The sequence below is a fragment of the Caballeronia sp. LZ019 genome (assembly GCF_031450825.1).
Lineage (GTDB): Bacteria > Pseudomonadota > Gammaproteobacteria > Burkholderiales > Burkholderiaceae > Caballeronia.
Genome location: NZ_JARTVZ010000002.1, coordinates 125450 through 149353, shown reverse-complemented (window position 1 = coordinate 149353; position 23904 = coordinate 125450). Strand labels below are relative to the sequence as shown.

General features: G+C 64.8%; 24 protein-coding genes. 10 read left to right on the top strand and 14 right to left on the bottom strand.

What is annotated here, in order from left to right; genetic code table 11:
• Window positions 1-55 precede the first annotated feature (55 nt).
• Both P9255_RS03730 and P9255_RS03725 read right to left on the bottom strand, forming a co-directional pair.
• Window positions 56-337 (bottom strand): hypothetical protein, encoded by a 282-nt coding sequence (locus tag P9255_RS03730; RefSeq protein WP_309765569.1) that lies wholly within the window; start codon window positions 335-337, stop codon window positions 56-58.
• 210 nt (window positions 338-547) lie between these two features.
• Window positions 548-1954, bottom strand: a complete 1407-nt coding sequence (locus P9255_RS03725) for an MFS transporter (RefSeq protein ID WP_309765568.1) — start codon at window positions 1952-1954, stop codon at window positions 548-550.
• 245 nt (window positions 1955-2199) lie between these two features.
• Here P9255_RS03725 and P9255_RS03720 point away from each other — a divergent pair, with 245 nt between their 5' ends.
• The 3 genes from P9255_RS03720 to P9255_RS03710 all read left to right on the top strand — a co-directional run bounded on the left by P9255_RS03720 (window position 2200) and on the right by P9255_RS03710 (window position 3654).
• On the top strand, window positions 2200-2970 hold the full coding sequence (locus P9255_RS03720) for an IclR family transcriptional regulator C-terminal domain-containing protein (protein ID WP_309765567.1): 771 nt from the start codon (window positions 2200-2202) through the stop codon (window positions 2968-2970).
• Window positions 2971-3082: 112 nt separating this feature from the next.
• The gene (locus tag P9255_RS03715; RefSeq protein ID WP_309765566.1) at window positions 3083-3358 is read left to right on the top strand and encodes a YlcI/YnfO family protein; all 276 of its coding nucleotides are present in this window, start codon (window positions 3083-3085) and stop codon (window positions 3356-3358) included.
• Window positions 3355-3654, top strand: a complete 300-nt coding sequence (locus P9255_RS03710; RefSeq protein ID WP_309765565.1) for a type II toxin-antitoxin system RelE/ParE family toxin — start codon at window positions 3355-3357, stop codon at window positions 3652-3654. The genes P9255_RS03715 and P9255_RS03710 overlap by 4 nt, the downstream gene beginning before the upstream one ends.
• 260 nt (window positions 3655-3914) lie before the next feature.
• Here the strand turns inward: P9255_RS03710 and wrbA are convergent, their stop codons facing one another.
• Window positions 3915-4517, bottom strand: a complete 603-nt coding sequence (gene wrbA, locus P9255_RS03705) for an NAD(P)H:quinone oxidoreductase (protein WP_309765564.1) — start codon at window positions 4515-4517, stop codon at window positions 3915-3917.
• Between the two features lie 156 nt (window positions 4518-4673).
• Between wrbA and P9255_RS03700 the strand changes: the two genes are divergently transcribed.
• The gene (locus P9255_RS03700; protein WP_404980287.1) at window positions 4674-5894 is read left to right on the top strand and encodes an FUSC family protein; all 1221 of its coding nucleotides are present in this window, start codon (window positions 4674-4676) and stop codon (window positions 5892-5894) included.
• Window position 5895: 1 nt separating this feature from the next.
• Here the strand turns inward: P9255_RS03700 and zwf are convergent, their stop codons facing one another.
• The 6 genes from zwf to P9255_RS03670 form a co-directional block, all read right to left on the bottom strand.
• A complete protein-coding gene (zwf, locus tag P9255_RS03695; RefSeq protein WP_309765562.1) occupies window positions 5896-7371 on the bottom strand; it encodes a glucose-6-phosphate dehydrogenase in 1476 nt (491 codons plus the stop codon).
• 183 nt (window positions 7372-7554) lie between these two features.
• On the bottom strand, window positions 7555-8454 hold the full coding sequence (locus tag P9255_RS03690; protein ID WP_309766745.1) for a LysR family transcriptional regulator: 900 nt from the start codon (window positions 8452-8454) through the stop codon (window positions 7555-7557).
• A 79-nt stretch (window positions 8455-8533) separates the two neighbouring features.
• A complete protein-coding gene (locus P9255_RS03685; protein WP_309789164.1) occupies window positions 8534-10579 on the bottom strand; it encodes a pyridoxamine 5'-phosphate oxidase family protein in 2046 nt (681 codons plus the stop codon).
• Window positions 10580-10602: 23 nt separating this feature from the next.
• Window positions 10603-11223, bottom strand: a complete 621-nt coding sequence (locus P9255_RS03680) for a glutathione S-transferase (protein WP_309765560.1) — start codon at window positions 11221-11223, stop codon at window positions 10603-10605.
• A 127-nt stretch (window positions 11224-11350) separates the two neighbouring features.
• A complete protein-coding gene (locus P9255_RS03675; RefSeq protein WP_404980251.1) occupies window positions 11351-11653 on the bottom strand; it encodes a hypothetical protein in 303 nt (100 codons plus the stop codon).
• 18 nt (window positions 11654-11671) lie between these two features.
• Window positions 11672-11854, bottom strand: coding sequence for a DUF1289 domain-containing protein (locus P9255_RS03670; RefSeq protein WP_309765559.1), 183 nt, complete (start codon window positions 11852-11854; stop codon window positions 11672-11674).
• Window positions 11855-12021: 167 nt separating this feature from the next.
• Between P9255_RS03670 and P9255_RS03665 the strand changes: the two genes are divergently transcribed.
• Window positions 12022-14025, top strand: a complete 2004-nt coding sequence (locus P9255_RS03665; RefSeq protein ID WP_309765558.1) for an AI-2E family transporter — start codon at window positions 12022-12024, stop codon at window positions 14023-14025.
• A 128-nt stretch (window positions 14026-14153) separates the two neighbouring features.
• On the opposite strand, the gene P9255_RS03660 is transcribed toward P9255_RS03665, so the two are convergent.
• Entirely contained in the window at window positions 14154-14387 is a 234-nt protein-coding gene (locus P9255_RS03660; RefSeq protein ID WP_309765557.1) for a hypothetical protein, read from the bottom strand.
• Between the two features lie 56 nt (window positions 14388-14443).
• Window positions 14444-16021 carry a methyl-accepting chemotaxis protein gene (locus P9255_RS03655; protein WP_309765556.1) on the bottom strand — a complete coding sequence of 526 codons (1578 nt, stop codon included), beginning with the start codon at window positions 16019-16021 and terminating at the stop codon, window positions 14444-14446.
• Window positions 16022-16318: 297 nt separating this feature from the next.
• Here P9255_RS03655 and P9255_RS03650 point away from each other — a divergent pair, with 297 nt between their 5' ends.
• Entirely contained in the window at window positions 16319-17212 is an 894-nt protein-coding gene (locus P9255_RS03650) for a DUF1254 domain-containing protein (protein WP_309789163.1), read from the top strand.
• Window positions 17151-17435, top strand: a complete 285-nt coding sequence (locus P9255_RS03645) for a DUF1214 domain-containing protein (RefSeq protein ID WP_309765554.1) — start codon at window positions 17151-17153, stop codon at window positions 17433-17435. Before P9255_RS03650 ends, P9255_RS03645 begins: the two co-directional genes overlap by 62 nt.
• Before the next feature lie 133 nt (window positions 17436-17568).
• On the opposite strand, the gene P9255_RS03640 is transcribed toward P9255_RS03645, so the two are convergent.
• Window positions 17569-18360: a 3-hydroxybutyrate dehydrogenase gene (locus P9255_RS03640; RefSeq protein ID WP_309765553.1), complete on the bottom strand. Its 792-nt coding sequence runs from the start codon at window positions 18358-18360 to the stop codon at window positions 17569-17571.
• Window positions 18361-18384: 24 nt separating this feature from the next.
• The gene (locus tag P9255_RS03635; protein WP_309765552.1) at window positions 18385-19785 is read right to left on the bottom strand and encodes a GntP family permease; all 1401 of its coding nucleotides are present in this window, start codon (window positions 19783-19785) and stop codon (window positions 18385-18387) included.
• A gap of 264 nt (window positions 19786-20049) precedes the next feature.
• Between P9255_RS03635 and P9255_RS03630 the strand changes: the two genes are divergently transcribed.
• The gene (locus P9255_RS03630; protein ID WP_309765551.1) at window positions 20050-21492 is read left to right on the top strand and encodes a sigma 54-interacting transcriptional regulator; all 1443 of its coding nucleotides are present in this window, start codon (window positions 20050-20052) and stop codon (window positions 21490-21492) included.
• A 75-nt stretch (window positions 21493-21567) separates the two neighbouring features.
• Window positions 21568-21822 carry a hypothetical protein gene (locus P9255_RS03625; protein WP_309765550.1) on the top strand — a complete coding sequence of 85 codons (255 nt, stop codon included), beginning with the start codon at window positions 21568-21570 and terminating at the stop codon, window positions 21820-21822.
• 27 nt (window positions 21823-21849) lie between these two features.
• Here P9255_RS03625 and P9255_RS03620 read toward each other — a convergent pair whose 3' ends face one another.
• Window positions 21850-22419 carry a lipocalin family protein gene (locus tag P9255_RS03620; RefSeq protein WP_309765549.1) on the bottom strand — a complete coding sequence of 190 codons (570 nt, stop codon included), beginning with the start codon at window positions 22417-22419 and terminating at the stop codon, window positions 21850-21852.
• A gap of 409 nt (window positions 22420-22828) precedes the next feature.
• Here P9255_RS03620 and P9255_RS03615 point away from each other — a divergent pair, with 409 nt between their 5' ends.
• A complete protein-coding gene (locus P9255_RS03615; RefSeq protein ID WP_309765548.1) occupies window positions 22829-23791 on the top strand; it encodes an AEC family transporter in 963 nt (320 codons plus the stop codon).
• The last annotated feature ends 113 nt before the right edge of the window (window positions 23792-23904 follow it).

Here is a 23904-nt window from a genome sequence, read left to right as displayed (position 1 = left end):
GATGGTAGCCGCGAACCCCGATGTGTTGCAGCGGCCGGTGCGGTCGACGTTCGTGTTACAGCAAATGAAAGTCCGCTTCGGGAACGACGACCGCCACGGGAAACGGAACTTCGGTTCCCTCGGTTCGTACTGCGCCGCTTCCATCGAGGCCGACCACCCAGCCATCTTCCGTGCCGAACACCTGATCGCTCGAGATTATCGCGGCCCAGCCTGCGAGTTCAGCCAGCGACGACACTCTCAGTCCGGTTCTTTGCCCGCTCTGAAACTGAAGCACGACCAGGCCTTCGTTCTTCGACTGATTCCAGGCAATCTCACTCCTGACAAGTCTGACGGGCATGACGCGTCTCCCTGAGTTGAGCGCTGAAACACGAATTGCCGGCTATTTGCGGGACCGGCTGGATCATGAGTCGATATTAGTTCCTCGTCGAATATCGTCAATGCGAAGTTGATTCGATAACGGAGCGAGTGCATTGGGGATAGGCGCGTGACCTAAAAAAAACGGGCCCCGAAGGGCCCGTTCCTCGTGACGCCCGGTTATCGGCGCGCGTCACGCATGCGCCTTCGCTCCGCGGCTATCCGCCATCGAATTCGCGCGCATCCGCTCGTACTCCTGCTCGGTCATCGGCACTGCATCCTTCTTGCCGAGATCTTCCAGACGCACGCGATACGTTTCGCGCGCAGACCAGGCCGCAATCGCCGCGATGATGGTCACGCTGAAAGCCAGCGCCCCGATCGTCAGCGGAATATTCGTCGATCCCGGCGGCGCGACGGTGGCGAACAGCGCCGGCAGCAGAGCCGTGATCGTCGTGCCGATGTTCTGCGCAATCGCCATCGCCGAAACACGCGAGCGCGTCGGGAACAGCTCAGGGAAAAAGCTCGGGAAAATCGCGTTGTATCCCTGGTAGACCACGCCCCACATCAGCAGCGACATCACGATCGCGAGCGGCACGTTGCGAATGCTGATCGCGTAGAGATAGGCGAACGAGAGCAGACCCGCGAGCAGCGAACCGGTGATCATCGGAATGCGGCGTCCGATGCGATCGGACAGATTGCCGACAAACGGAATCACCAGCACCGCCAGAATGTTGCCGACGACCGGAATCCACAGATACACGCTCTTGTGAAAGCCGATGCCATACGAAGCCTGCACCGCATACGCCGCCCCGAAGATCGTCGCGACGACCGGAATCACGTTCATCAGCGCCATGCAGACCACGCGGATCATGTCCGGCGTGCTGTTGGCGAACGCTTCCTTGATCGGCGATTTCGGCAGTTCGCCCTGCGCGCCTTCGGCGGTGAACGCCGGCGTCTCATGCACTTCGCGACGGATGATGTAGCCCGCGACCAGCACGAACGCCGACAGCAGGAACGGCACGCGCCAGCCCCACGAATTGAACATGTCCTCGGGCATGAACGCCGCGAGCGGCAGGAACACGGCGGCGGCCAGAATCTGGCCGGCCTGCACGCCCTGCAGCGTGAAGCTGGCGTAATAGCCACGCCGGCCGGACGGTGCATGTTCGAGAATCATCGAGCTGGCGCCCGAGATTTCCCCCGCTACCGCGAAGCCCTGAATCAGACGCAGCACGACGAGCATCGCGGGCGCGGCCATGCCGATTTGATGGTACGTCGGCAGAAGACCGACCGCCATCGTCGAGAAGCCCATCAGGAACATGCAGATCAGCAGGACGTTCTTGCGGCCGTGCGTATCGCCGAGATGGCCGAGCACGAACGCGCCGATAGGACGCGCCACATAACCGACGCCATACGTGGCGAGCGACGCGACGATCGCCACCTTCGGATTGCCCGACGGGAAGAACAACTGTGGAAAGATCAGCGCGGCCGCCTGCGCGTAAATGAAGAAGTCGTAATACTCCAGCGCCGAGCCGATCCAGCCGCTCGCCGTTGCTTTCTTCGCCTGGCGGCCGCCGTGCGCTTCTTCCTTGAGGCTAGCCATGTGTGTCTCCGAACAATGGGTTTATCGATTGAACTCGCGTGCCGCCTGTCGTTCTTCTGATTCGTCGTCCCGCCGATGCATGACGCATGACAGCGGTGGCGAGCGCGTGGCTCCGGGTGATTGGAGAATAGGGGCGCGGACCTTTGGCGGCAACGATTTGTGATAGATTATGCGCGATTATCGCACGCGCGTGTCCGATAATCGACCGCTTTGGGGGTTAGCACTAGCAAATGCAAGGTTTGACGATGAACAAGCCCGCACTCGACAAGCGCGACTGGATCGCCGGGCTGGAAAAGGGCCTCGCGATCCTCGAAGCGTTCGACGATCAGCACGCGCGCATGACGCCGACGCAGGCGGCGGCGCGTACCGGCATGACGCGCACGGCGGCGCGTCGGTATTTGTTGACGCTCGCGCATCTCGGTTATGTGCAGACCGACGGCAAGCTCTTTAATCTGACGCCGCGCGTGCTGCGCGTCGGCTGGTCGTACTTCGATTCGGCGCGGCTGCCGCGCATCGTGCAGCCGTATCTCCAGCAACTGAGCGCCACGATTCACGAATCCGTCTATGTGAGCGTGCTGGATGACTGGGACCTCGTGATCATCGCGCGTAACGGCTCCACGCGTGTGATGACCACCGGGTTCGTGCTTGGCGCACGGGTGCCGGCTGCGCTGATGTCCGGCGGGCTCGTGATGCTCGCCTACAAGCCGGATGAAGATGCGGTCCGCCAGTGGCTCGATGCGACCGAGTTCAAGCCGTTCACGCCGCTGACGCTGACCAACAAGGAGAAGCTGTACGAGAAGATCCGCCAGGCGCGCGCAGATGGCTTCGTCGCGATCGAGCAGCAGTTGCAGGTAGGCGTGCGCGGCGTCGCGGTGCCGATCAAGAATCGGCATGGGCAAGTGGTCGCGGCGTTATCGGTGAACATGCCGATCGGAAAGGAAACGCACGAGGCGGCGCTTGCCCGCGTGCTGCAGCCCTTGCAGGAGACGGCGCTTGCGATGTTGAACGTGATATGAGGCGGACGGCGCGACGGTGAGGACTTTCGGGAGCGAGGCGAGGTGAGCGTTTTCGGGAGGCCGCCGTTCGGCGCTAACATGTATCGCAACTGCGATGCATCCGGAGGTAAGTATGAAAACGGCCACTATTCCTGCGCTGCGAGTCGAGCCGGAACTGCGTAAGGCTCTCGAGGACGTGCTGAACGAAGGGGAATCGCTGTCTTCATTCATGGAATCGGCGTTGCGCGCGAGTCTTGCACGGCGGCGCCTTCAGCGGGAATTCATTGCGCGGGGGCTGGCAGCGCGTCTTGAAGCGAGACGAACCGGCGAGTACTTCGATGCAGAGGACGTACACGCCGAACTCGAAACCATGCTGAAAGCGGCAAAGGCAAGACAGGCAGGTCATTGAGCTACGCAGTCCGATACACGCGAGGCGCACGCGATGACTTATTGCACCTATATCAGTTCCAGCTCGAACGGGACATCGACGTTGCCGAGCGCGCCCTCGAGGCGATTCGCGAAGGGACACGTGTGCTGAAATCGTTTCCCTTCACGTGCCGAAAGGCCGATGAGCAGGATCCTTTCCTGCGCGAGTTGCTGGTCTCGTTCGGCTCGTCAGGGTACGTCGTGCTGTTCGAAGTGGAAGACGACACCACGGTGAGCATTCTCGCCAGTCGACCTCAGATCGAAGAGGACTATCACTGAATATCACGCTACAACGGCAGTCGAGTTGGAATTGATTAGTCTCCCGAACTACCGCCAGCACGACAAGAAACGGACCGGCGCACGAGGCAGCCGGTCCGGTCACATCCTTCAGTGACAGGGCTGTCGGAAAGTGACGCTGTTACCCATGCAGCGACCATGCCAGCGAAACGCAAACGGCCAGACGAGCGCCGGCGCGGTCGATAGTCGGCGCAATGCCGACGCGAGGCGCCTATCTGTTCGCTCGGCCGATACAACCGCCATCACCCCGCGATCTTCACCGCAAGCTCCGCCACATGCTTGCCCTGATACCGCGCGATCTCCAGTTCGTTGTGCGTCGGCTGCCGCTTGCCGTCCGGACCGACGATCGTCGTCGCGCCGTAGGGCGTGCCGCCGGTGATCTCTTCCATGTTCGTGAGCGCCGGACACGCATACGGCACGCCGACGACCACCATCCCGTGATGCAGCAGCGTCGTATGAAACGACGTGATCGTGGTTTCCTGGCCACCGTGCTGCGATGCCGTCGACGTGAACACGCTGCCGATCTTGCCGATCAGCGCGCCTTTCACCCATAGCCCGCCAGTCTGATCGAGGAAGGTTCGCATCTGGCCCGCCATGTTGCCGAAGCGCGTCGGCGTGCCGAAGACGATGGCGTCGTAATCGGCGAGTTCGTCGATGCTCGCAACCTGCGCCTGCTGATCCAGCTTCACGCCGATGACCGCGGCCTGATCGGCGGCGATCGTTTCGGGCACGCGCTTCACCGTCACCTCGACGCCCGCCACGCCGCTTGCTCCTTCGGCGACGGCTTGCGCCATCGTCTCGACGTGGCCATACATCGAGTAGTAGAGAACCAGAACTTTCGCCATGAGATGTCCTTGTAGGTCGAACGATGCCGGGATCGGGCGGGAGCGCACACGATAGCATCGGTTCGGCAGTCGCGCAGACCGCGCCCCATGCGATTCTTTGCGTCATCGCCGATACGCGTCTACGCTCCGATGAGACGCACGACAACCGCACGCACGATGCCCGACGATCCATCCATCCATAGCAGCGCCCGACATGCCGTTGCCGGCTTTCATGCGCTCGCCGGCATTCTGCGCGATGCATTCGGCGCGCTCGGCCGCGAGCTCGTCGCGATCAGGCCGTCGTCGTCACGCGCGCGCTTCGGGACTCAGGCGATGCTGTCGGTCGCGCTTGCCGTCGCACTGGCGCATGTGTTCGATCTGACGCACGTCTGGTGGGCCGCGATCAGCGGATTCGCGGTGATGCATTCGAAGTTCTCGGCGTGCGCGCAACGCGGCGCGCATCGCGTGCTCGGGACGGTCGCGGGCGCGCTGCTCGGCGCGACGGCGGGGCCGCTCATCGGCGACATGCCGTGGCTCTTCGTGCCCTTGCTCGGCGCGATTGCGGGCGTTTCGGTGTATCGGGCGCTCGTGTCCGATGCGGGCTATGCGTGGGTGCTCGGCGCGGTCACATCGCTGATGGTGACGTTCGAGGCGCACCGGCTCGCGTCGGCATCGGCGACCGCATCGTTCGCGCTGCTGCGCGTGGCCGAAGTGATCGTCGGGACACTCGCGTGCGTGGCCGTCTCCGCGCTTTTTCACGCGGGCGTGCAGCACTATCGCAAGTCACGCGGCGTCACGCCGATGCCCGGTGCGCTGGCCGCATCGGCGGTGGATCGCGTGGACGGGGCAAGCGTCAGGACTGCGGCCGCGGCATCCGCAGAGGCGCGGCATAAGCGCATCGCGTGGCACGCGGCGTGGTCCGTCATGATCCTTTCTGCGATGGCCTACGCGTGGAACCTGCCGGGCTTCCCTCAGGCGATGGTGACGGCCATCGCCGTGTTGATTCTTCCGGCATCCGCGCTCGGTCAGCCGACGCACAGGCCGATCGCCGCGCGCATGGTCCAGCGCTTCGCCGGCTGCCTGCTCGCGGGCGCGGTCAGTCTCGCGGTCCTGCCGCTGATCGGCGACAACGCCCTCGCGTGCATGGTCGCGCTATGCGCGGGCGTGTGGATCGGCTGTCACGTGCAGACGGGCTCGCAAGGTGCGAGCTATGTCGGACGGCAGTTCACCATCGCGTTCATCATGGTGTTCGTGCAGGACCGCGACTGGTCATCCGACCCGATGCCTGCGCTGATGCGGCTTGCGGGCATCGTCGGCGGAATCGCGGTGCTGGCTGCGGTGATGGCGACCGGAACCGCGATAACCCGCCGGCGCGCGGCGCGCCGGACGTTGCAATAGGTCAGGCCTCTTCCGCCCAGGCGAGATTTTCCCGCGCCATGAGCGCCGACGAAGCCGCCGGCCCGAATGTGCCGGCTGTGTAACCACGCGGCTTGTCGCCCAGTTCCTTCCAGCCGTTCAGAATCGGCTCGACCCACGCCCACGCCGCTTCGAGTTCGTCGCGGCGCATGAAATGCGTGAGACGCCCGCGAATGACATCGATCAGCAGGCGCTCGTACGCTTCGGCGCGGCGCTGCGTCATCGCCTGCTGCAAGTCGAGGTTGAGGTTCACGGGCAGCATCTGCATGCCGCTGCCGGGTTCCTTCGCGAGCATCTGCAGCTGGATGGACTCTTCCGGCTGCAGCGTGATGATGAGACGGTTGCCATAGTTGCGCGGCCCGCTCGGGATGATCGAGAACGGCAGGTCCGCGAAGTCGATCACGATTTCCGACTTGCGCGTCTGCATGCGCTTGCCGGTGCGCAGGAAGAACGGCACGTTGGCCCAGCGCCAGTTGTTGATATGCGCGCGTAACGCGACGAAGGTCTCGGCCCGGCTGTCGGCGGGCACGTTGTCTTCCTGCAGATAGCCCTTCACCGGCTCGCCGCCGACCGCGCCGGCCGCGTACTGGCCGCGCACGGTATCGCGTGCGATGTCCGATACGGTCATCGGGCGCAGCGACTTCAGCACTTTCAGCTTTTCGTCGCGCACCGCGTCCGGGTCGAGCGAGACCGGCGGCTCCATCGCCACGATGCACAGCAGTTGCAGCAAGTGGTTCTGCACCATGTCGCGCAGCGCGCCGGTGTGATCGTAGAAGCCCGCGCGGCTGCCGACGCCCACCGTCTCCGACACCGTGATCTGCACGCTCTTGATGTACGGGGCCTGCCACAGCGGTCCGAAGATGGCGTTGCCGAAGCGCAGCACCATCAGGTTCTGCACCGTTTCCTTGCCGAGATAGTGGTCGATGCGATAAATCTGCTCTTCCCTGAAGCGCTTGCCGACCGCATCGTTGATGGCGCGCGCCGAGGCCAGATCGTGACCGAGCGGCTTCTCCAGCACGACGCGCGCATGATCGTCGACGATACCCGCCGCCGCGAGGTTGTCGCAGATGGTCGTGAAAAGCTCCGGCGAAGTAGACAGGTAGAACACGCGCTGCGCGCCGTCACGCGAGGCTTCCGCGAGCCTGCGGAAGTCCTCGGCGTTCTCGACATCGACGCGGACGTAGTCGAATAGCGCGAGAAACTTGTCCCACGACTGGGCATCGAAAGCCTTCTCGTCGATGAACGGACGCGACTGCTTTTCCATGAAGTTCTTCAGATAATCTTCGCGCGTCCAGTCCTTGCGGCCGATGGCGAGAATGCGCGTATCGGCGGGCAGGTTGCAGTGCGTGTGCGCCATGTAAAGCGCGGGCAGCAGCTTGCGTGCGGCCAGGTCTCCGCCGCCGCCGAAGATGATCATGTCGAGCGGGCGTTCGTTCGAAGGAGAAGTCGAATTCGTCATGGTGCGTGAGCCGTTGAGGTTCGAAGAGGCGGTTGCAACGAGCGGAAAATGGAACCCGCTGCAACGCTTAAGAGAGCTATGTTGCATGGTTTGCCGCCATTTTGCACGGCCCGCGGCCTAACGCCCGTTCGATTAGCGCAAAGATTCACGAAGCAACGCGCCGCTGCGTCTGTTTAGCGCGCTTTAGCGCAACGATTCATCCGCGCGCAGCGTCGCGACCGCGAGATCGAGGAACGCACGCACCTTCTGCGTGACGTGGCGTCCTTCGCGATGCACGAGATGAATCGGCAGCGGCGGCGGCTGATACTCGGGCAGCACCACGACGAGCCGTCCTTCGCTCAACTGCTGCGCGATCTGATACGACAGCAGTCGCGCGATGCCGAAGTCCGCGAGCGCGGCGTCGATGGCGGAATCGTTCGTCGTGGTCATGAAGCGCGGGTGGGTACGCACGAGAATCTGGCGATCGCCGTCGTGAAGCCGCCATTCGGGCGGCGTCGACGATCCGGTTGATGCGATGATCGTATGCCGTTCGAGATCATCCGGATGCGTCGGCGTGCCGTGGTGCGCGAGATAGCCGGGCGAGGCGCACAGCACGCGTCGCACGCGCCCGACCGGAATCGCCTGCAACGACGAGTCGGGCAGTTGCGCGATTCGCACAGCCACGTCGATGCCCTCGTCGACCAGATTCACCACGCGGTCGATGAACCAGCAATTCGCATCGGCTTCAGGATAGCGCGAGAGATAGTCGAGCACGATCGGCGTCACGTGCAGCCTGCCGAACAGCACGGGCGCGGTCAGCGAGAGCACGCCGCGCGGCGCCGCGTGCGTGCCGCGCGCGGCGAGTTCGGCGCCGTCCACTTCGCCGAGAATGCGCCGGCAGTCTTCGAAGAAGCCGTTGCCGGCATCGGTGAGACGGACGACGCGCGTCGTGCGCGTCAAGAGCCGCACGCCGAGCCGTTCCTCCAGCTCGGTGACGACGCGGCTCACGACCGAAGGCGATACATCGAGCTTGCGGGCGGCGGACGCGAAGCCGCCGGTTTCGACCACCGTGACGAAGGTCGACATTGCCTGAAAGCGGTCCATGTCGGATGCGGAAAGCGGGCGAATGAGTTGCCGTGCATTCTCGGGCATGCGGGCATCCGTCGCAATCGCGGACCGTGTTTCAGAGATCGAGTTCGAGTGCGTCGTTGGTGTCGGCGGCGGGAATCGCGCAGCAGATCAGCGCTTCGTTGCCGGCAGCATGGAACTCGGGCGCTTTCCCGTAACTCACTGCGCCCTTGACGATGCGCGTCCTGCATGTGCCGCACGTGCCGCCACGACAGTCCGATTCCGCCTCGACGCCCGATGCTTCCGCGAGTTCGAGCAGGCTGCCGCTTTCGGGCTTCCATTCGGCCGCGCGGTTCGACTTCGTGAAGCGCACCGCGACGGCTTGCGTTGCGGGCGGACGAGTCGGCCGTTGCCCGACATCGCGGTTCAGCGACGCCGGACCGAACGCTTCGGCGTGAATGCGTGCATCGGCCACGTTCAGCGCGCGCAGGCCGTCGTAGAGGGACTGCATGAACGCGCCCGGCCCGCACAGATAGAAGTCGTAGTCGTCGAAGGGCAGACGGCCCTTCAGCAGATCGATATCGATGCGCCCCGACACGTCGTAATCGCGCGCCGAGTCCGCGCCTTGCGTGTCGCTCAACACGCGGATCACGTGCACCGCGCCGCCCGCGCTTTGTGAGAGCGCGTCGATTTCGGCGGCGAACGCGCGGCTCGCGAGCGTGCGCGCCGATGCGATGAGCCATGTCGGACGGACGCGCCGCGTGCGCAGTCCCTCGTAGACGATGTGGCGCAGCATCGCGAGCATCGGCGTGATGCCGACGCCGGCCGCCAGCAGCACCGCCGGGCGCGCTTCGAACGGATCGATCGTGAAGCTGCCCGCAGGCGCGCGCGCCTCGATGATGTCGCCGACCTTCAGCGTATCGTGCAGATGCGCCGACACGCGGCCTTCACGCTTCACGCTGATCCGCACGACGCCATCGCCCGGCGCGACCGACAGCGTGTAGGTTCGCACCACCGGCTTCGCGATGCCCGGCAGCGTGACGCGCACCGGAAGATGCTGGCCGGCCGCGTGGGGCACGATGCCCGCGCCGTCGGCGGGTTCGAGCCAGAACGAGCGGATCACATCGCTTTCATCGACGATCCGGCTCACGCGGTACGGCCGCCACGCATCCGCGAGCGCCGCCGCCTTCGAGCGTTGCGCCGCCTGGTTCCAGTCGCCGGTCATGAGCGAGTTGGGCGACCAGCCTCCGTCGCGAAAGCTCCAGCGCAGCGGCAGCGCATCCTCGCGCAGCACGACACGGCGCGGCGTGAAGCGCCACAGGCGTTCCGCGCCCTGGAACGCGGCGGTTTCCGGCGACTCGGTCAGCACTTCAGCGTCGCCCGTGAGCTGCAGCACGTCGCCCGTCGCGAAGTCCGCGAACACGAGGCCCGCCTTGCCGTTCACCGCAATGTTGCCGAGCGTGTTGAAGAAGAGGTTGCCCGCGAAGTCGGGAATGGTGAGCGCGCCGTCATCGGATACGCGCACGAAGCCCGCCTTTCCTCCGCGATGCGACACATCCACCTGACGATGCCCGTCCTCGCGATCGAAGTACGAGGCGACGAAGAACGTATCGGCGCGCTCGATCATCGACCGCACGCGAGGCGAAGTTGCGTCGAGCGCGATGGGCTGCGCACGCAGCGGCTCGTCGCGCACGAAAACAAAGTCGCGCAGTTGAATGTACTGCGGGCAATTGCCGAAACTGTGTTCGACGCTCAACTCAAAGGCATCGCCGCGACGATGGACCACGCCATTGACGCGATTACGGCGGCGCGTATGCAGCTCGATGCCGAGCATGCCGATCGACGCGCCATCGCGCAGACCGGCATCGGCGGGATGGAGCGGGTCGCGGGTATGCGCGACGGAGAGCGTCGTTGCATCCGGCGTGCGCAGAAAGCCGGGGCGGCCGGTCAGGAATGTGGCCCAGGCGTCGCCGTGGTCATCGACCGTACCGGCGACGATGAACGGCAACTGCGCGAAGAACTGCCGGTGCTGCTCCGGCATGTAGTCGCGCACGACGCGCTGGCCGAGCGCGCGCATGCGGTCGTAAGCGCCCGCGGCTCTTTGCAGCGCGATTTCGCCGCGATGCCAGGGCGTCGCCGTGATCGTTGACGGTGCGGACATGATGGTGAGCTCCGGGCGCGGTTTCAGGCGGACAGTCCGGCGGCCGTTTTCTGGAACGGCACGAAGCCGGGCAACGCTTCGATGCGCCGCAGCCACGCGTTCACATTGCGATAGGACGACAGATCGACGTTGCCTTCCGGCGCGCTCGAGATGTAGCTGTAGAGCGCCACGTCCGCGATCGTCGGATGCGCGCCGCCGGTGTCCGCAATCCACTCGCGGTCCTGCAATTCGCTGTCGATGACCTTGAGCACCGCATGGGCGCGGGCGATCACTTCGTTCGCGTCGAACTTGCTGCCGAACACGGTGATCAGGCGCGCCGCAGCGGGGCCGAACGCAATCTGTCCGGCCGCGACCGACAGCCAGCGCTGCACGGCGGCGGCGCCTTCGGGCGTCTCGGGGAGCCATTGCGTCGCGCCGGCGCGCTTCGCGAGATAGACGAGGATCGCGTTCGAATCGGCGATGGAGCGATCGCCGTCGACCAGCACCGGCACCTGGCCGAAGCGGTTGATGCGCAGGAACTCGGGCGACTTGTGCGCGCCCGCGGCGAGGTCGACCGGTTCCTCGTCATGCTCGATGTTGAGCAGATGCAGGAAGAGGCGCGCGCGATGCGAATGCCCCGACAGCGGATGGTGATAGAGCTTCATGGCAATTCCCCGGATACGGCCGGGAGACGTCCCGGCCTCTGAGAATCAGTATCGGTTCTTGCCGTTAGAAGGTGAATGCCAGCGAAATTCAAATGACTGTTCTCGTTGCGAGAACAGTGCGGCGCGTTCAGTCACCGCGTGGCGGCACGTTCGCTTTGCTGCCCGCGAGCGGCGATCCGTATCCGCCGCTATTGGCGTTGTTCGGCAGGCCGTTGGACAACTGCGCGCGCGGATCGGACGGATTGAGATTCAGCTCGCCGGCTTGCGCGTTGCCGTGGGTCGGGTATTCGCTGCCGAGCGGGGCGTTGGGCATGAGACGCGTGCTGTTGTGCGGCGCGTTCATGTCCGTTTCCGGACTCGGATGCAACTGCGCATGAACCGGCGAGGCGGCTGCCAGTAATGCGCCGCATAGATAGGCCATTGCTCGCATGATCGACTCCTTCGATGGCTACTTCTTGTGCTTCTTCAGCTTCGCCTTGCGCGCCGGACGTTCATCGATGATCCGCACGCGATGCTTGTCCTTCATCTTCTTCCACTTCCTGCACTCTTCCTTCGTGCGCAGGCAGCCGATGCAAAAGCCGGTCTTTTCATCGAACTTGCAGATGCTGATGCACGGTGAATCGACGCCCATGTTTTTTCTTGCCTCGGCTTTGAACGAACGGGATGACTGTCCCACGCGGATGCGCGCGCATCCAACTGATTGTCTCGATGGCCGCGATAGACGCCGCTCGCTCCGGAGAAAGCTGACCGGCACGTGCCTTGCTTCCACGCATGACTACCTCGAAGAGCGCAATCTCCATGCCCCAGCTTCCCGGTCCGCGCCGGCCACCTGCCAAAGTCCTGCCGCCCGATGCGCCGGGCCTGCGCGCGCTGGCGTCGCTGGTGACGGGCGTGGTCGTCATTTGCGCGCTGTACTTCGGGCGCGCGGTGATGATTCCGATCATCCTCGCCATCCTGTTGAGCTTCCTGCTCGCGCCGTTCGTCGATTTCCTGCGACGCCTGCGCTTCGGCCAGGTGCCGTCCGTGATCGTCGCGGTCGTGGTCGCGCTCTCCGTGCTGACGGCGGTGGGCGCGCTGATCGGTGCGCAGGTCGCGCAGCTTGCAGGCGATCTGCCCAAGTATCAGGTGGCCGTCGAGCGCAAGGTCGACAACATCCAGCGTCTCACCGTGGGCCGCGCCGATGAGTTCCTCGGGCGCGCGTCGCGGGCGCTCAAGCGGCTGTCGCCCGCGCGCGAGCAGGAGGCGCGCACCGCCGAGAACAATCCCGCCGCGTCGCCCATCGACCAGCCGATGCCCGTCGAGGTCCACGAGCCGACGCCGACGCCGCTCGAGCTTGCGCAGCGTTTCCTGTCGCCGGTGATCAGTCCGCTTGAAACGACGGGCATCGTGCTCGTGGTCGCGGTGTTCATCCTGTTGCAGCGGGAGGATTTGCGCGACCGCCTGATTCGCCTGTTCGGCTCCCGCGACCTGCATCGCGCGACTACCGCGATGGACGAAGCCGCGCGCCGCCTTTCGCGCTATTTCCTCGCGCAACTGGGCATTAACGTGGGCGTGGGGACCGTCATTTCGATCGGGCTCGCGGTCATCGGCGTGCCGGGCGCGCTGCTCTTCGGCGTGATGACGACGCTGCTGCGCTTCGTGCCGTACGTCGGGACGTGGATCGCGGCGATCGTGGCGGTGGTGTTCGCGGCGGCCGTCGGCCCCGGATGGACGATGCTGATATGGACCGTCGTGCTCTTCGCCATCACCGACATCACGGCGGGGCAGATCGTCGAGCCGCTGCTGTACGGGCACAGCACCGGGCTGTCGCCGTTCGCGGTGATCGTCGCGGCGATTTTCTGGAGCTGGATCTGGGGGCCGATCGGCCTCGTGCTGTCGACGCCGCTGACGCTTTGCCTCGTGATTCTCGGGCGACATGTGGATCGCCTCGAATTTCTCGACGTGCTGTTCGGCGATCGACCCGCGCTCACGCCCGCCGAGAACTTCTATCAGCGCCTGCTGGCGAACGATCCCGACGAGGCGCTCGTTCAGGCGGAATCGCTGCTGAAGGAGCGGTCGCTGATCGCCTATTACGATGAAGTCGCGCTCGAGGGCTTGCGCCTCGCGCACAACGACGTGCAGCGCGGCGTGGTGACGGCGGATCAGTTGAAGCGCATCAACGAATCGGCGCTCGACATCATCGAGGGGCTGGAGGACACGGAGGATATCGCGCCGCCTGCGCCGCGCAAGGAAGAGCCGCCCGCGAGCCCGCTGTTGTCGGACGAGGCCGCCAAGATCACGTCGGAAACGCCGCCCGAGCGCTTCGATGCCGAAGCGGAAGGGCATACGGCGTCGGTGCTGTGCATCGCGGGAAGAAGCGAGCTCGACGATCTCGCCGCGACCATCGCCGTGCAGCTTTTTCGCAAGCACGGGCTGGGCGCCGATCTGGCGGGTTACGAGGGATTCTCGCGCGGACGCTTCGGCGAAGTCGACTTGTCGGGCGTGACGATCATTTGCGTCGTGTCGTTCGACGCCGCCGAGTCGCCGCCGTATCTGCGCAACCTGCTGCGCCGGCTGCATCAGCGGGCGCCGTCGGCGGAGCTGATCGTCGGGCTGGTGTTTCCGGAGAGTCCGCTGCAAGGCGAGGTGCTGGTACGCACGAGTTCGGCGGCGGTGTCGTTCAAGGAACTGGTCGATGCGTGCGTGGCCGCCGCGCGTCGGCAGTCCACGGACGCGGTATCGTGGTCGGCGGCGGCCGCGTTGCCCGCCGATGCCGCGCAGAGCGACGTGCGGGCGGATGTCGCGGCGTTGCGCAATGCGTGAGCGGCGCGCCGGACAACGCGCAGGAGAGAGCGCCGTTTAGCCGTGCGGTTTCATGGCCGGACTGACGCAGTAGCGAGAGCGGAAGCGCGGCGAACCCGGCTGATCCCGCCAGGAGCGTCGGAGTGTTCTCAACGATTTCCGTCGAAGAGATCGTTGAGCATGGTATCGAAGGCGGCCTGCGCGTCTTCGAGTTCCTGCAGCGCGGCGTCGAAGGTCTGCAGCGCCATCTGCGACGGGCGGCCGTCGCCTTCGGGCGGGAACTGCTTCTGCAAGCCGAGGAACGCGGTCTGCACCTGCTTCGTCGCATTGACGATACGTTCCATCGCTTGCGCTTCTTCCACGCGATTGTTTTCAGCGGTCATCGGGCGCTCCTCGTTGGCAAATGCTCCGATAGTACCAAGCGCCGCGCCGTTGCACGCTACGCCGTCGCCGGATCGCGCGCCGGCTCGACGGTGAAAAGCCGCACCGCTTCGTCCAGCACGACCGCGCGTTCGGCCAGCCGCTTGGCCGTGGCCGCCGCCTGCTCGACGAGCGCGGCGTTCTGCTGCGTCGAATCGTCCAGATGCGCGACCGCCTGATTCACCTGCGCGATGCCGTCGGCCTGTTCGCCGCTCGCCTTCGCCACTTCCATGATGATCGCCGATACGCGGTGCACCGCCTCGTCGATCGCACGCATCTGGCTCGTCGTGCGCGACACGAGGCTCGTGCCTTCCGCGATCTGCGCGACGCTCGTAGCGACCACGCTCTCGATTTCCTTCGCCGATGCCGCGCACCGCTGCGCCAGCCCGCGCACTTCGGTCGCGACGACCGCGAACGAGCGGCCCGCCTCGCCCGCGCGCGCCGCTTCCACGGCCGCGTTGAGCGCGAGGATGTTGGTCTGGAAAGCGATGCCGTCGATCACGTCGGTGATGTCCGCGATACGGCGTGACGCCGCCGTGATCCGCTCCATCGTCTGCTCGACCTGGCTCGCGATGCGGCCGCCGTCGTCGGCAGCGGCCTGCGCTTCCCTGACGAGTTCGAGCGCGCGCACGGTGGCGTCGGCGTTGCCCTGAACGGTCGTGGTGAGCTGGTCCATCGTCGCGGCTGTCTGTTCGAGCGATGCCGCCTGAAGCTCGGTGCGGCGCGAGAGATCCGTGTTGCCGCTGGAGATTTCGCGGGCGGCGTCGAGCATCCCGCCGATCTGGCCGCGCACGTCAAACACGATCGCCGCGAGATTCGCCTTGAGCTGGCCGAGCGCGCGCTGCACTTCGCCGAGATCGTCGTGGCGTGCGTCGGGCATGTCGACGGTGAGATCACCGGCGGCCATGCGTGCAGCGAAGCCGGACATCGTGCGCACGGGGGTATCGAGCTGACGCGACAGCGCGAGCCATCCCGCGATGCTCACCGCCGCGCCCGCGCCGAACGCGAACCAGAACGGCATCGGCGGCGCGCCTCGCCAGGCGGATAGCGCCACGACCAGCGTGACGGCGGGCATCGCGGCGAAGCCCATGGCGACGCGTGCGCTGACCGGCATGCGGGCGATGGCGGCGAGCTTGCCCGCGATGCCGCGCCGCACGAGCGCGCCGCGGACGAGACGATGCTGCGAGTTGCCGCTGCGCATGGTCGCGTAGAGGGCTTCGGCTTCGTCGATTTCGGCGCGGCTCGGCTTGACGCGCACGCTCAGATAGCCGACGGCCTTGCCGTGCTCCATCACGGGCGTGACGTTGGCGCGCACCCAGTAGTGATCGCCGTTCTTGCGGCGGTTCTTGACGAGCGCGGTCCAGGCGCGGCCGGCGCGGATGGTCGACCAGAGATCGGCGAATGCTTCGCGCGGCATGTCCGGATGGCGGATCGTGTTGTGCGGCTGGCCGATGAGTTCGTCGCGCGAAAAGCCCGAGACCGAGACGAAGGCCGGATTGCAGTATTGGATGTTGCCCGACAGATCGGTGGCGGAGACGAGCATCTCCGAGGCGGGGTAATCGAACTCGTGCTGGGTGACGGGCTGGTTGTTACGCATGATGTCCTTTCGCTTTTTGTTTCTTGCGCCGCTTGAGGGCGCGCTTTCGCTTTCAAGGACTTAACGGCAGATTCCCCTACGAGCTTTAGGGGCATGCGGCGGAACGACTCGGGGAACGTTGCCGTTCAGCGGTGGGTTTCGACGAATAGCAGTCAGCCGGCGATGGGTTACAGCGCCCTCCGTCCGCGATGTGCCTTCCAAGTTCGGGAGAATCGCGCTGCTATGATGTTCTTTTGCGCATTCTCGTTTCGTCTTTCATCAAACGTTGCTAGCATCGGACGGGTTTTCCGAACGATCGTGCTCGTCCGCATCATATTTATGCGACCCGCAAAAGCCTCTCTTCGACAAGACGTGGAGACTGCCGGACGTCGAAAAGTCATCAATGCAATAAGCAACGAGGGACAACATGAAAATAGCTGCACTTGCTGCCTTTACATTGCGTTCATCAGTATTGGTGCGCCGGCCCTGGCGAAAGACACCGTGCCCGTGACGGTCGACAACTTCGTTCGCGCGGAGACCGACATGTACTTCAACAACTCCGTGCAGGGAGGCGGTTTCGGCGGCTGGCACCACGTTCGCGAACTGTTGCCGATCGATCGTCAGAGCGTGATCCGAGGCAACCGGGATACGCTGTACTCCACGCGCGTCTTCGACCTCGACGCGGGGCCAGTCACCGTGACGCTACCGGATGCCGGAGCGCGATTCATGTCGCTTCAGATCATCAGCGAGGACCAGTACACGACGACTGAATACGGCGCGGGACCGCATACGCTCGACAAGGCGAAGGTCGGCACGCGCTACGTGCTTGCGGGCGTTCGTACGCTGATCGACCCCAATCAGCCCGGCGATCTCGAGCGTGTTCACGCGCTGCAGGACGCGATCGAGGTGTCGCAACCCGGCGGGCCGGAAAATTCGAAATTCCCGATTGGGACAAGGCCGGCCAGAAGAAGATTCGCGATGCTCTGTTGGTCCTCGCCAGCACGGTCACGGATACCCAGCGTGCATTCGGAAAGAAAGCGAAGTCGATCCCGTTCAATATCTGATCGGTGCAGCATCGGCATGGGGAGCGAACTCGCCGCGCGACGCAATCTACCTCAACGTCGTTCCGGAAAAAAACGACGGGAAGACGGTGTACTCGCTCAAGCTGAAGGACGTGCCTGTCGACGGCTTCTGGTCGATCAGCATCTATGACGAGAAGAACGCGTACAACGCCTATTCGTTGAACAGCGTCACGGCGAAACCGGACAGCGACGGCGGCATCACGGTCCGCTTCGGCGGCTGCGACGGACGTGTGCCCAATTGCCTGCCGACGATGGACGGATGGAACTACATGGTCCGGCTTTATCGTCCGCGCGCGAGCATACTCGACGGCACATGGACGTTTCCCGCCGCCGTAGTGGCGGGCCAGCAATAGCTGACGCGGTGATGGGCGAACGCCCGTCGGGATGCATCGTCTCGACGCGGACGTTCGCGTGTGAACTCTCGCAGCGGATTGGCAGAGCCCGAACGGCAGGCGCGCGACTCCATCCGCGCCCGCCTACGCTTCCTTACTGCGCGCTCCATCCCCCGTCGATCTGCAACGCCGAACCCCGCATCTCGCTCGCAGCATCCGAGCACAGGAACACGGCCATATCGCCGATCTGCTGCGGCGTCACGAACTGCGCCGACGGCTGCTTTTCCCCGAGTAACTTCGCCCGCGCCGCATCGGCTGAGAGCGATTCGCGCGCGGCCAGATCGTCGATCTGTTTCTGCACCAGCGGCGTCAGCACGAAGCCCGGACAAATCGCGTTGACCGTCACGCCGGTGCGCGCATTCTCCAGCGCGGCCACTTTCGTGAGCCCGAGGATGCCGTGTTTCGCCGCCACGTACGCCGACTTGCCCGCCGATCCCACCAGCCCGTGCACCGACGCGATATTGATGACGCGGCCCCAGTTGCGCGCACGCATCGCGGGGAGCGCGACACGCATCGTGTGAAACGCCGAACTCAGGTTGATCGCGATGATCGCGTCCCAGCGATCGACCGGGAACTCGTCGATGGTCGCAACGTGTTGAATGCCCGCGTTGTTCACGAGCACATCGAGCGCGCCGAAGCTCTCGTTGGCGAAGGCGATCATCGCTTCGATTTCGGCGGGCTTCGTCATGTCGGCGGGATGGTGAAGCGCCTTCGCGCCGGTCGCCTCGATCTGCGCGAGCGCGCCGCTCACGTCGCCGAAGCCGTTCAGCACGAGATTCGCGCCCGCGTTTGCAAGCGCGGTGGCGATTCCTAAGCCGATGCCGCTCGTCGAGCCAGTCACGAGCGCCGTCTTGCCGGCGAGCGTTTTCGATGCGGTTTGAGTCATGAGCGCTAATCCTTGATTGGGTTATCAGACGATGCCGGTCGCGTAGTACACGCCGATCACGAAGAACACAGCGAGCGTCTTGATGATCGTAACGGCGAAGATATCGCGATAAGACTCGCGATGCGTCAGCCCCGTCACCGCGAGCAGCGTAATCACCGCGCCGTTGTGCGGCAGGGTGTCCATGCCGCCGCTCGCCATCGCGACCACGCGATGCAGCACTTCCAGCGGAATATGCGCCGCTTCCGCGCCTTTGATGAAGAGATCCGACATCGCCGCGAGCGCGATGCTCATGCCGCCCGACGCCGATCCCGTGATGCCCGCCAGCGAGCTGACCGAAATCGCCGCATTGACGAGCGGATTCGGAATGCTCTTCAGCGCATCCGACACGACGAGAAAGCCCGGCAGCGCCGCGATCACGCCGCCGAAACCGTACTCGGATGCCGTGTTCATCGCGGCGAGCAGCGCACCTGCGACCGCCGCACGCGTGCCCGCGGCGAAACGCTCTTTCACGCGCGAAAACGCCGTCACCAGCACGAGCAGGATGCCGAGCAGCAGCGCGCCTTCGACCGCCCAGATGGCGATGACCGGCTTGATCGCCGTCGTGACCGGCGTATGGACGCCCGGCAGCGCATCGGGCGCGACGGTGTAGCTCGCGCCGTACCACAGCGGAATCCAGCGCGTCAGCGCGAAGTTCGCCACACCGACGAGCACGAGCGGCGCGATGGCGAGCAGCGGATTCGGCAGGTTCGTCGATTGAACGCGCTCCGGCTCGTTCACGAGCGATGTGCCATAGCCTTCGCCCTTCGCCATCGCCGAGCGGCGACGCCACTCGAGGAAGCTCAGGCCCACGACGATGATGAACGCCGAGCCGATCACGCCCAGCCAAGGCGCGGCCCAGCCGGTCGTCTTGAAGAACGTCGTCGGAATGATGTTCTGGATTTGCGGCGTGCCGGGAAGCGAATCCATCGTGAACGAGAACGCGCCGAGCGCGATCGCACCGGGCATCAGCCGCTTCGGGATATTGCTTTGCCGATACATCTCCGCCGCGAACGGATAAACGGCGAACACGACGACGAACAGCGACACGCCGCCATAAGTGAGCAGCGCGCACACCGCGACGATCACCGCATTCACCCGCGACTTGCCGATGTAACGGATGGCGGCCGCGACGATCGACTCGGAGAATCCCGACAGTTCGATCACCTTGCCGAACACCGCGCCGAGCAGGAACACGGGGAAGTAGAGCTTCACGAAGCCGACCATCTTCTCCATGAAGATGCCCGAGAAAACCGGCGCGACGGCGGCGGGATCGGTGAGGAGGACGGCCGCGAGCGCGGCTATCGGCGCGAAGAGAATGACGCTGTATCCGCGATAGGCGGCCAGCATCAGGAACGCCAGGGCGGCGAGCACGATGAGGAACGACATTGAGTCTCCGTGATGGTTGTTTTTTGCAATGATTCCGCGCGCCTTGTCAGAGCGCTTTCGGCGAGCCGCGTGATGCAGGTTCCGTGCCAATGGCCGTCCTTGCTCACGGCGAGGGCGTCGGCAAGATGAACGCGAGTCTCGATACCGCGAAAGTGTCCACAAAACGAGACGTCCCCGCTAGCCGGAGCCGATCTGCCGCGCAGCCGCTAGTCTCCGAAATGAGATACCCTGTCGCCGATACGAGAAAAACGGAGACATGCGCTCATGCGCAACGACTGGATCAACGTGCCGCCGGACTACAGCGACGTCCTGCGCCGCGCGATGGAATCGCTATTCAAGACCTTCGAAAATCTGAGCGAAGGCACGTTCATCGTCGATGCGGACTCTCGCGTCGTGTGGATCAACAAGCGCTATGCCGCGCGCTTCGGCTTCTCCGATCCGAACGACGCCATCGGCCTCGATTGCGAAGCCGTTATCCCGAATAGCCTGATGCGCGAAGTCGTCGCGACGGGCAAGCCGATCCTGCTCGACGTGCTCGAGACGGACCGCGAGCCGCTCGTCGTCACCCGGCTGCCGCTCAAGGACGATCAGGGCGCGACGGTCGGCGCGATCGGCTTTGCGCTCTTCGACGAGATGAAGGCGCTCACGCCGCTGTTCGCACATTATTCGCGCGTGCAGCAGGAACTGATCGCGACGCGTCAGTCGCTCGCGCAGGCGCGGCGCGCCAAGTACACGTTCGCGAGCTTCGTCGGCACGAGTCCGGCGAGTCTCGAAGTCAAGCGCCAGGCGCGGCGCGCGGCCCTCGTCGATTCGCCGGTGCTGCTGCTCGGCGAAACCGGCACCGGCAAGGAACTGCTCGCCCACGCGATCCACGGCGCATCGACGCGCGCCGCGAAGCCGCTCGTCACCGTGAACGTCGCGGCGATCCCGGACACGCTGCTTGAAGTGGAATTCTTCGGCGCGGCGCCGGGCGCGTACACCGGCGCGGAGCGCAAGGGGCGCGTCGGCAAGTTCGAACTGGCGCACGGCGGCACGCTCTTTCTCGATGAAATCGGCGACATGCCGCTGCCGCTGCAGGGCAAGCTGCTGCGCGTGCTCCAGGACAAGGAGTTCGAGCCGCTCGGGTCGAATCGCATCGTGCGCGCCGATGTGCGGATCATCGCGGCAACCTCGGCGGACTTGCCGACGCTCGTTGCGTCGGGGCGGTTCCGCGCGGATCTGTTTTACCGGCTGAACGTGCTGACGATTCACGCGCCGCCCTTGCGCGAACGTCTCGGCGATATCGAGGCGCTCGCCTATGCGATCCTCGAAGAGCTGTCGGGCGAAGCGCGCACCGGTCACATCAGCCAGTTCGTGCTGCATGACGACGCATTGCGTCTGCTCACCGCCTGTGCGTGGCCCGGCAACGTCCGCGAGCTGCGCAATACGCTCGAACGGGCGCTGATGCTGTCGGAAAGCGAGCATATCGATGCGCGCGCGCTTGCGCCGTTCATCGACTCGAAGCCCGCGACGCTGCCCATGTTGGATGAAGGCGTGTCCTCCGTGTCACCGATGCCGTACACCGAAGCGATGAACGACTTCGAACGGCGCTTTCTGACCGATGCGCTGCGCGCAAGCGGCGGGCGTGTCGCGGATGCGGCGCAGCGCATCGGCATCGGACGCGCGACGCTTTACAAGAAAATCGCGGCGCTCGGCATCGCGGTGTGATGCGAAAGCATCGCGTGGCATACTCGCGCAATTCATCGGAATCAAGAATAACGAACCGGAAACAAGGGGTGCGCAATGCAAATCGGCAAGGGAATCGGCCTGTTCGTCATGTTCGCGGCGGGCGCGCTGGCGCTCGGCGGGTGCAGCAGCTCGCCGCCGCTTTTCTCCGCCGATGGCCGGCCCACCCAACTCGTCACGTGCCCGGCTTATGGCGGCTGGCGTCTTTGTACCGATAACGCGAAGGTCGCGTGCCCCGGCGGCTACGACGTGCTCGATCAATCCAGCGAGAACAACCAGAACGCGCTGCTGCTGGCGTGCAAGGCAAATTGACGCGGCACGGCCGGTAAGCGGCGCGCTTCAGTCGTGCTGCGTTTCCCGCAACATCGTCACGTCGTAGCCGAGCGCGCTGGCGCGTGCGAGCAGCGTGCGGCGCAGTTCCGCCGAAGGACGCGCCTCACGCGTGAGAATCCAGAGATAGCGGCCCGTCGGTTCGCCGACGATCGACCACGTGTAGTCGTCGGCGTGATCGAGAATCCAGTAGTCGCCGACATAGAACGGACCGAAGAACGACACCTTCAGCTTCGCGCCATTCGAGCCGGCGACGACTTTCGCGCGTCCTTCCGCTGCGCGATATCGCCCAGATAGTCCGCCCTCGCGGCACGCATTGATGACCGAAATGAGTCCGTCATCGCGGCGCGCATAGTTCGCCGTGACGGCTTCGCAATTGCGCTCGAAGCGGTTCTCGTAACGCGCGAATTCGAACCAGTGGCCGAGGTATCGATCGAGATCGACGGCCTTCGACGGTTCCGGCACGTTGTCGTTACCGCTCGGTGTCGCTCCCTGCACCGCACACGCGGCCAGTGCGCCGATGCCCCCGATCAAGACGAGCACTGCCGCACCGTACGTCCAAGGTCTTTTGATTTTCATTGCTGTTCGAATCCGAGTGGGACCCCGAGGCAAGCAAGGCCCGTTCCGGCTCTCCCGCAAACGCTCACCTTTGCGGTGGCGAGCGTGTCGGCGGGGCGCAGCGGATACGTCCGCTCCCGTGCGCGACGCACCCGGATTCAGCGTAGCCGAGGCGGCTCCCGAATCTTCTCACCGAAGGACCAAAGGACGGCTCTACAGCGGCAGGCCGACATTTCGCAGCAATACGGCACCGGCTCCTGGAAACGTTGTGCGTCAAGCACTTGCACAACCTGGCGATGCCGATGAACGGTCCATCCGTGAGCCGATGCCGTCGCTGCCGTCTCACCGTTGCCCGGCTCCCGAACTCTCTCACCTCTGCGATGAAGGGTATGCTTTGGCTCCTTTCCATCGCGTCGCGCAAGCGCCTCCCATGTCATCGCTGGTTTCCACGCTGCCCGCGCTTCTCGCCCCGCTTTTCTCGATCATCCTGCCGGTCTTCGGCCTCATCTTCGCCGGCTTCGCATGCCGCAAGCTCGACAAGCTGGGCCCGGCGGCGGCATCGGAACTGAACCGGTTCGTCGTCTATCTGGCGTTGCCCGCGCTGCTTTTCGACACGATGGCGAAAACGCCGCTCGCCATGCTCGATCAGCCCGCGTTCATCGCGGTGTTCGGCATCGGATCGGCGGTCGTGTTCGCGGTGACGCTCGGCGTGCGGCTGATGCAGTCGCGTCCGCTCGCCGACGCCAGCATCGACGGACTGAACGCCGCCTATCCGAATACCGGCTTCGTCGGCTTGCCGCTTTGCCTGCTCGCGTTCGGCAAGGAGAGCCTGGCGCCGGCCGTCATCGCGACGATCATGACGGTGTGCGTGCTGTTCGGCGTGGCGATCGTGCTGATCGAACTCGGCTTGCAGACGCAGCGGCACATCGGCGCGACGCTGTGGCGAGTGGGGAAATCGCTCGGCAAGAATCCGTTGCTGATCGCACCGGTCGCGGGCGCATTGCTGAACGCATCGGGACTGGCCGTGCCGCAAGGCGGCGAAGCGCTGATCAAATTGCTCGGCGGCGCGGCGAGTCCCTGCGCGCTTGTTGCGCTCGGACTTTTTCTCGGCGGCAAGAGCGAGGCGCACCGCGTCAGGACGACGGGCACGCTCGTCGCGCTCAAGCTGATCGCGCAGCCGCTTCTGACGTGGTGGCTCGCGGTTCAAGTCTTCGCGCTGCCGGGCTTGTGGGCGAAGACCGCGGTCATCCTGAGCGCGCTGCCGACCGGTACCGGCCCGTTCATGCTCGCGGAATTCTATCGGCGCGATGGAAGCGTGACGTCGAGCACGATACTTTTCTCGACCGTGGTGTCGCTCGTGACCGTCACGCTGTGTCTTGCCGTCATGCTGTGAGCCCCCGGCGATTATTACGCTGGCGACAAGAATTACTTCAGGGGAATGCGCTTTTTCGGCAGACGCGGCCTCGCTAAAGTTCGCTCATCGATCGAGTCCGATCGGCAAACGAA

Bases quoted from the DNA above. Each gene is read 5' to 3' on its own strand.
- P9255_RS03730 (WP_309765569.1), bottom strand. From the start codon at position 337: ATGCCCGTCAGACTTGTCAGGAGTGAGATTGCCTGGAATCAGTCGAAG.
- P9255_RS03725 (WP_309765568.1), bottom strand. From the start codon at position 1,954: ATGGCTAGCCTCAAGGAAGAAGCGCACGGCGGCCGCCAGGCGAAGAAA.
- P9255_RS03720 (WP_309765567.1), top strand. From the start codon at position 2,200: ATGAACAAGCCCGCACTCGACAAGCGCGACTGGATCGCCGGGCTGGAA.
- P9255_RS03715 (WP_309765566.1), top strand. From the start codon at position 3,083: ATGAAAACGGCCACTATTCCTGCGCTGCGAGTCGAGCCGGAACTGCGT.
- wrbA (WP_309765564.1), bottom strand. From the start codon at position 4,517: ATGGCGAAAGTTCTGGTTCTCTACTACTCGATGTATGGCCACGTCGAG.
- P9255_RS03700 (WP_404980287.1), top strand. From the start codon at position 4,674: ATGCCCGACGATCCATCCATCCATAGCAGCGCCCGACATGCCGTTGCC.
- zwf (WP_309765562.1), bottom strand. From the start codon at position 7,371: ATGACGAATTCGACTTCTCCTTCGAACGAACGCCCGCTCGACATGATC.
- P9255_RS03690 (WP_309766745.1), bottom strand. From the start codon at position 8,454: ATGGACCGCTTTCAGGCAATGTCGACCTTCGTCACGGTGGTCGAAACC.
- P9255_RS03685 (WP_309789164.1), bottom strand. From the start codon at position 10,579: ATGTCCGCACCGTCAACGATCACGGCGACGCCCTGGCATCGCGGCGAA.
- P9255_RS03680 (WP_309765560.1), bottom strand. From the start codon at position 11,223: ATGAAGCTCTATCACCATCCGCTGTCGGGGCATTCGCATCGCGCGCGC.
- P9255_RS03675 (WP_404980251.1), bottom strand. From the start codon at position 11,653: ATGCGAGCAATGGCCTATCTATGCGGCGCATTACTGGCAGCCGCCTCG.
- P9255_RS03670 (WP_309765559.1), bottom strand. From the start codon at position 11,854: ATGGGCGTCGATTCACCGTGCATCAGCATCTGCAAGTTCGATGAAAAG.
- P9255_RS03665 (WP_309765558.1), top strand. From the start codon at position 12,022: ATGCCCCAGCTTCCCGGTCCGCGCCGGCCACCTGCCAAAGTCCTGCCG.
- P9255_RS03660 (WP_309765557.1), bottom strand. From the start codon at position 14,387: ATGACCGCTGAAAACAATCGCGTGGAAGAAGCGCAAGCGATGGAACGT.
- P9255_RS03655 (WP_309765556.1), bottom strand. From the start codon at position 16,021: ATGCGTAACAACCAGCCCGTCACCCAGCACGAGTTCGATTACCCCGCC.
- P9255_RS03640 (WP_309765553.1), bottom strand. From the start codon at position 18,360: ATGACTCAAACCGCATCGAAAACGCTCGCCGGCAAGACGGCGCTCGTG.
- P9255_RS03635 (WP_309765552.1), bottom strand. From the start codon at position 19,785: ATGTCGTTCCTCATCGTGCTCGCCGCCCTGGCGTTCCTGATGCTGGCC.
- P9255_RS03630 (WP_309765551.1), top strand. From the start codon at position 20,050: ATGCGCAACGACTGGATCAACGTGCCGCCGGACTACAGCGACGTCCTG.
- P9255_RS03625 (WP_309765550.1), top strand. From the start codon at position 21,568: ATGCAAATCGGCAAGGGAATCGGCCTGTTCGTCATGTTCGCGGCGGGC.
- P9255_RS03620 (WP_309765549.1), bottom strand. From the start codon at position 22,419: ATGAAAATCAAAAGACCTTGGACGTACGGTGCGGCAGTGCTCGTCTTG.
- P9255_RS03615 (WP_309765548.1), top strand. From the start codon at position 22,829: ATGTCATCGCTGGTTTCCACGCTGCCCGCGCTTCTCGCCCCGCTTTTC.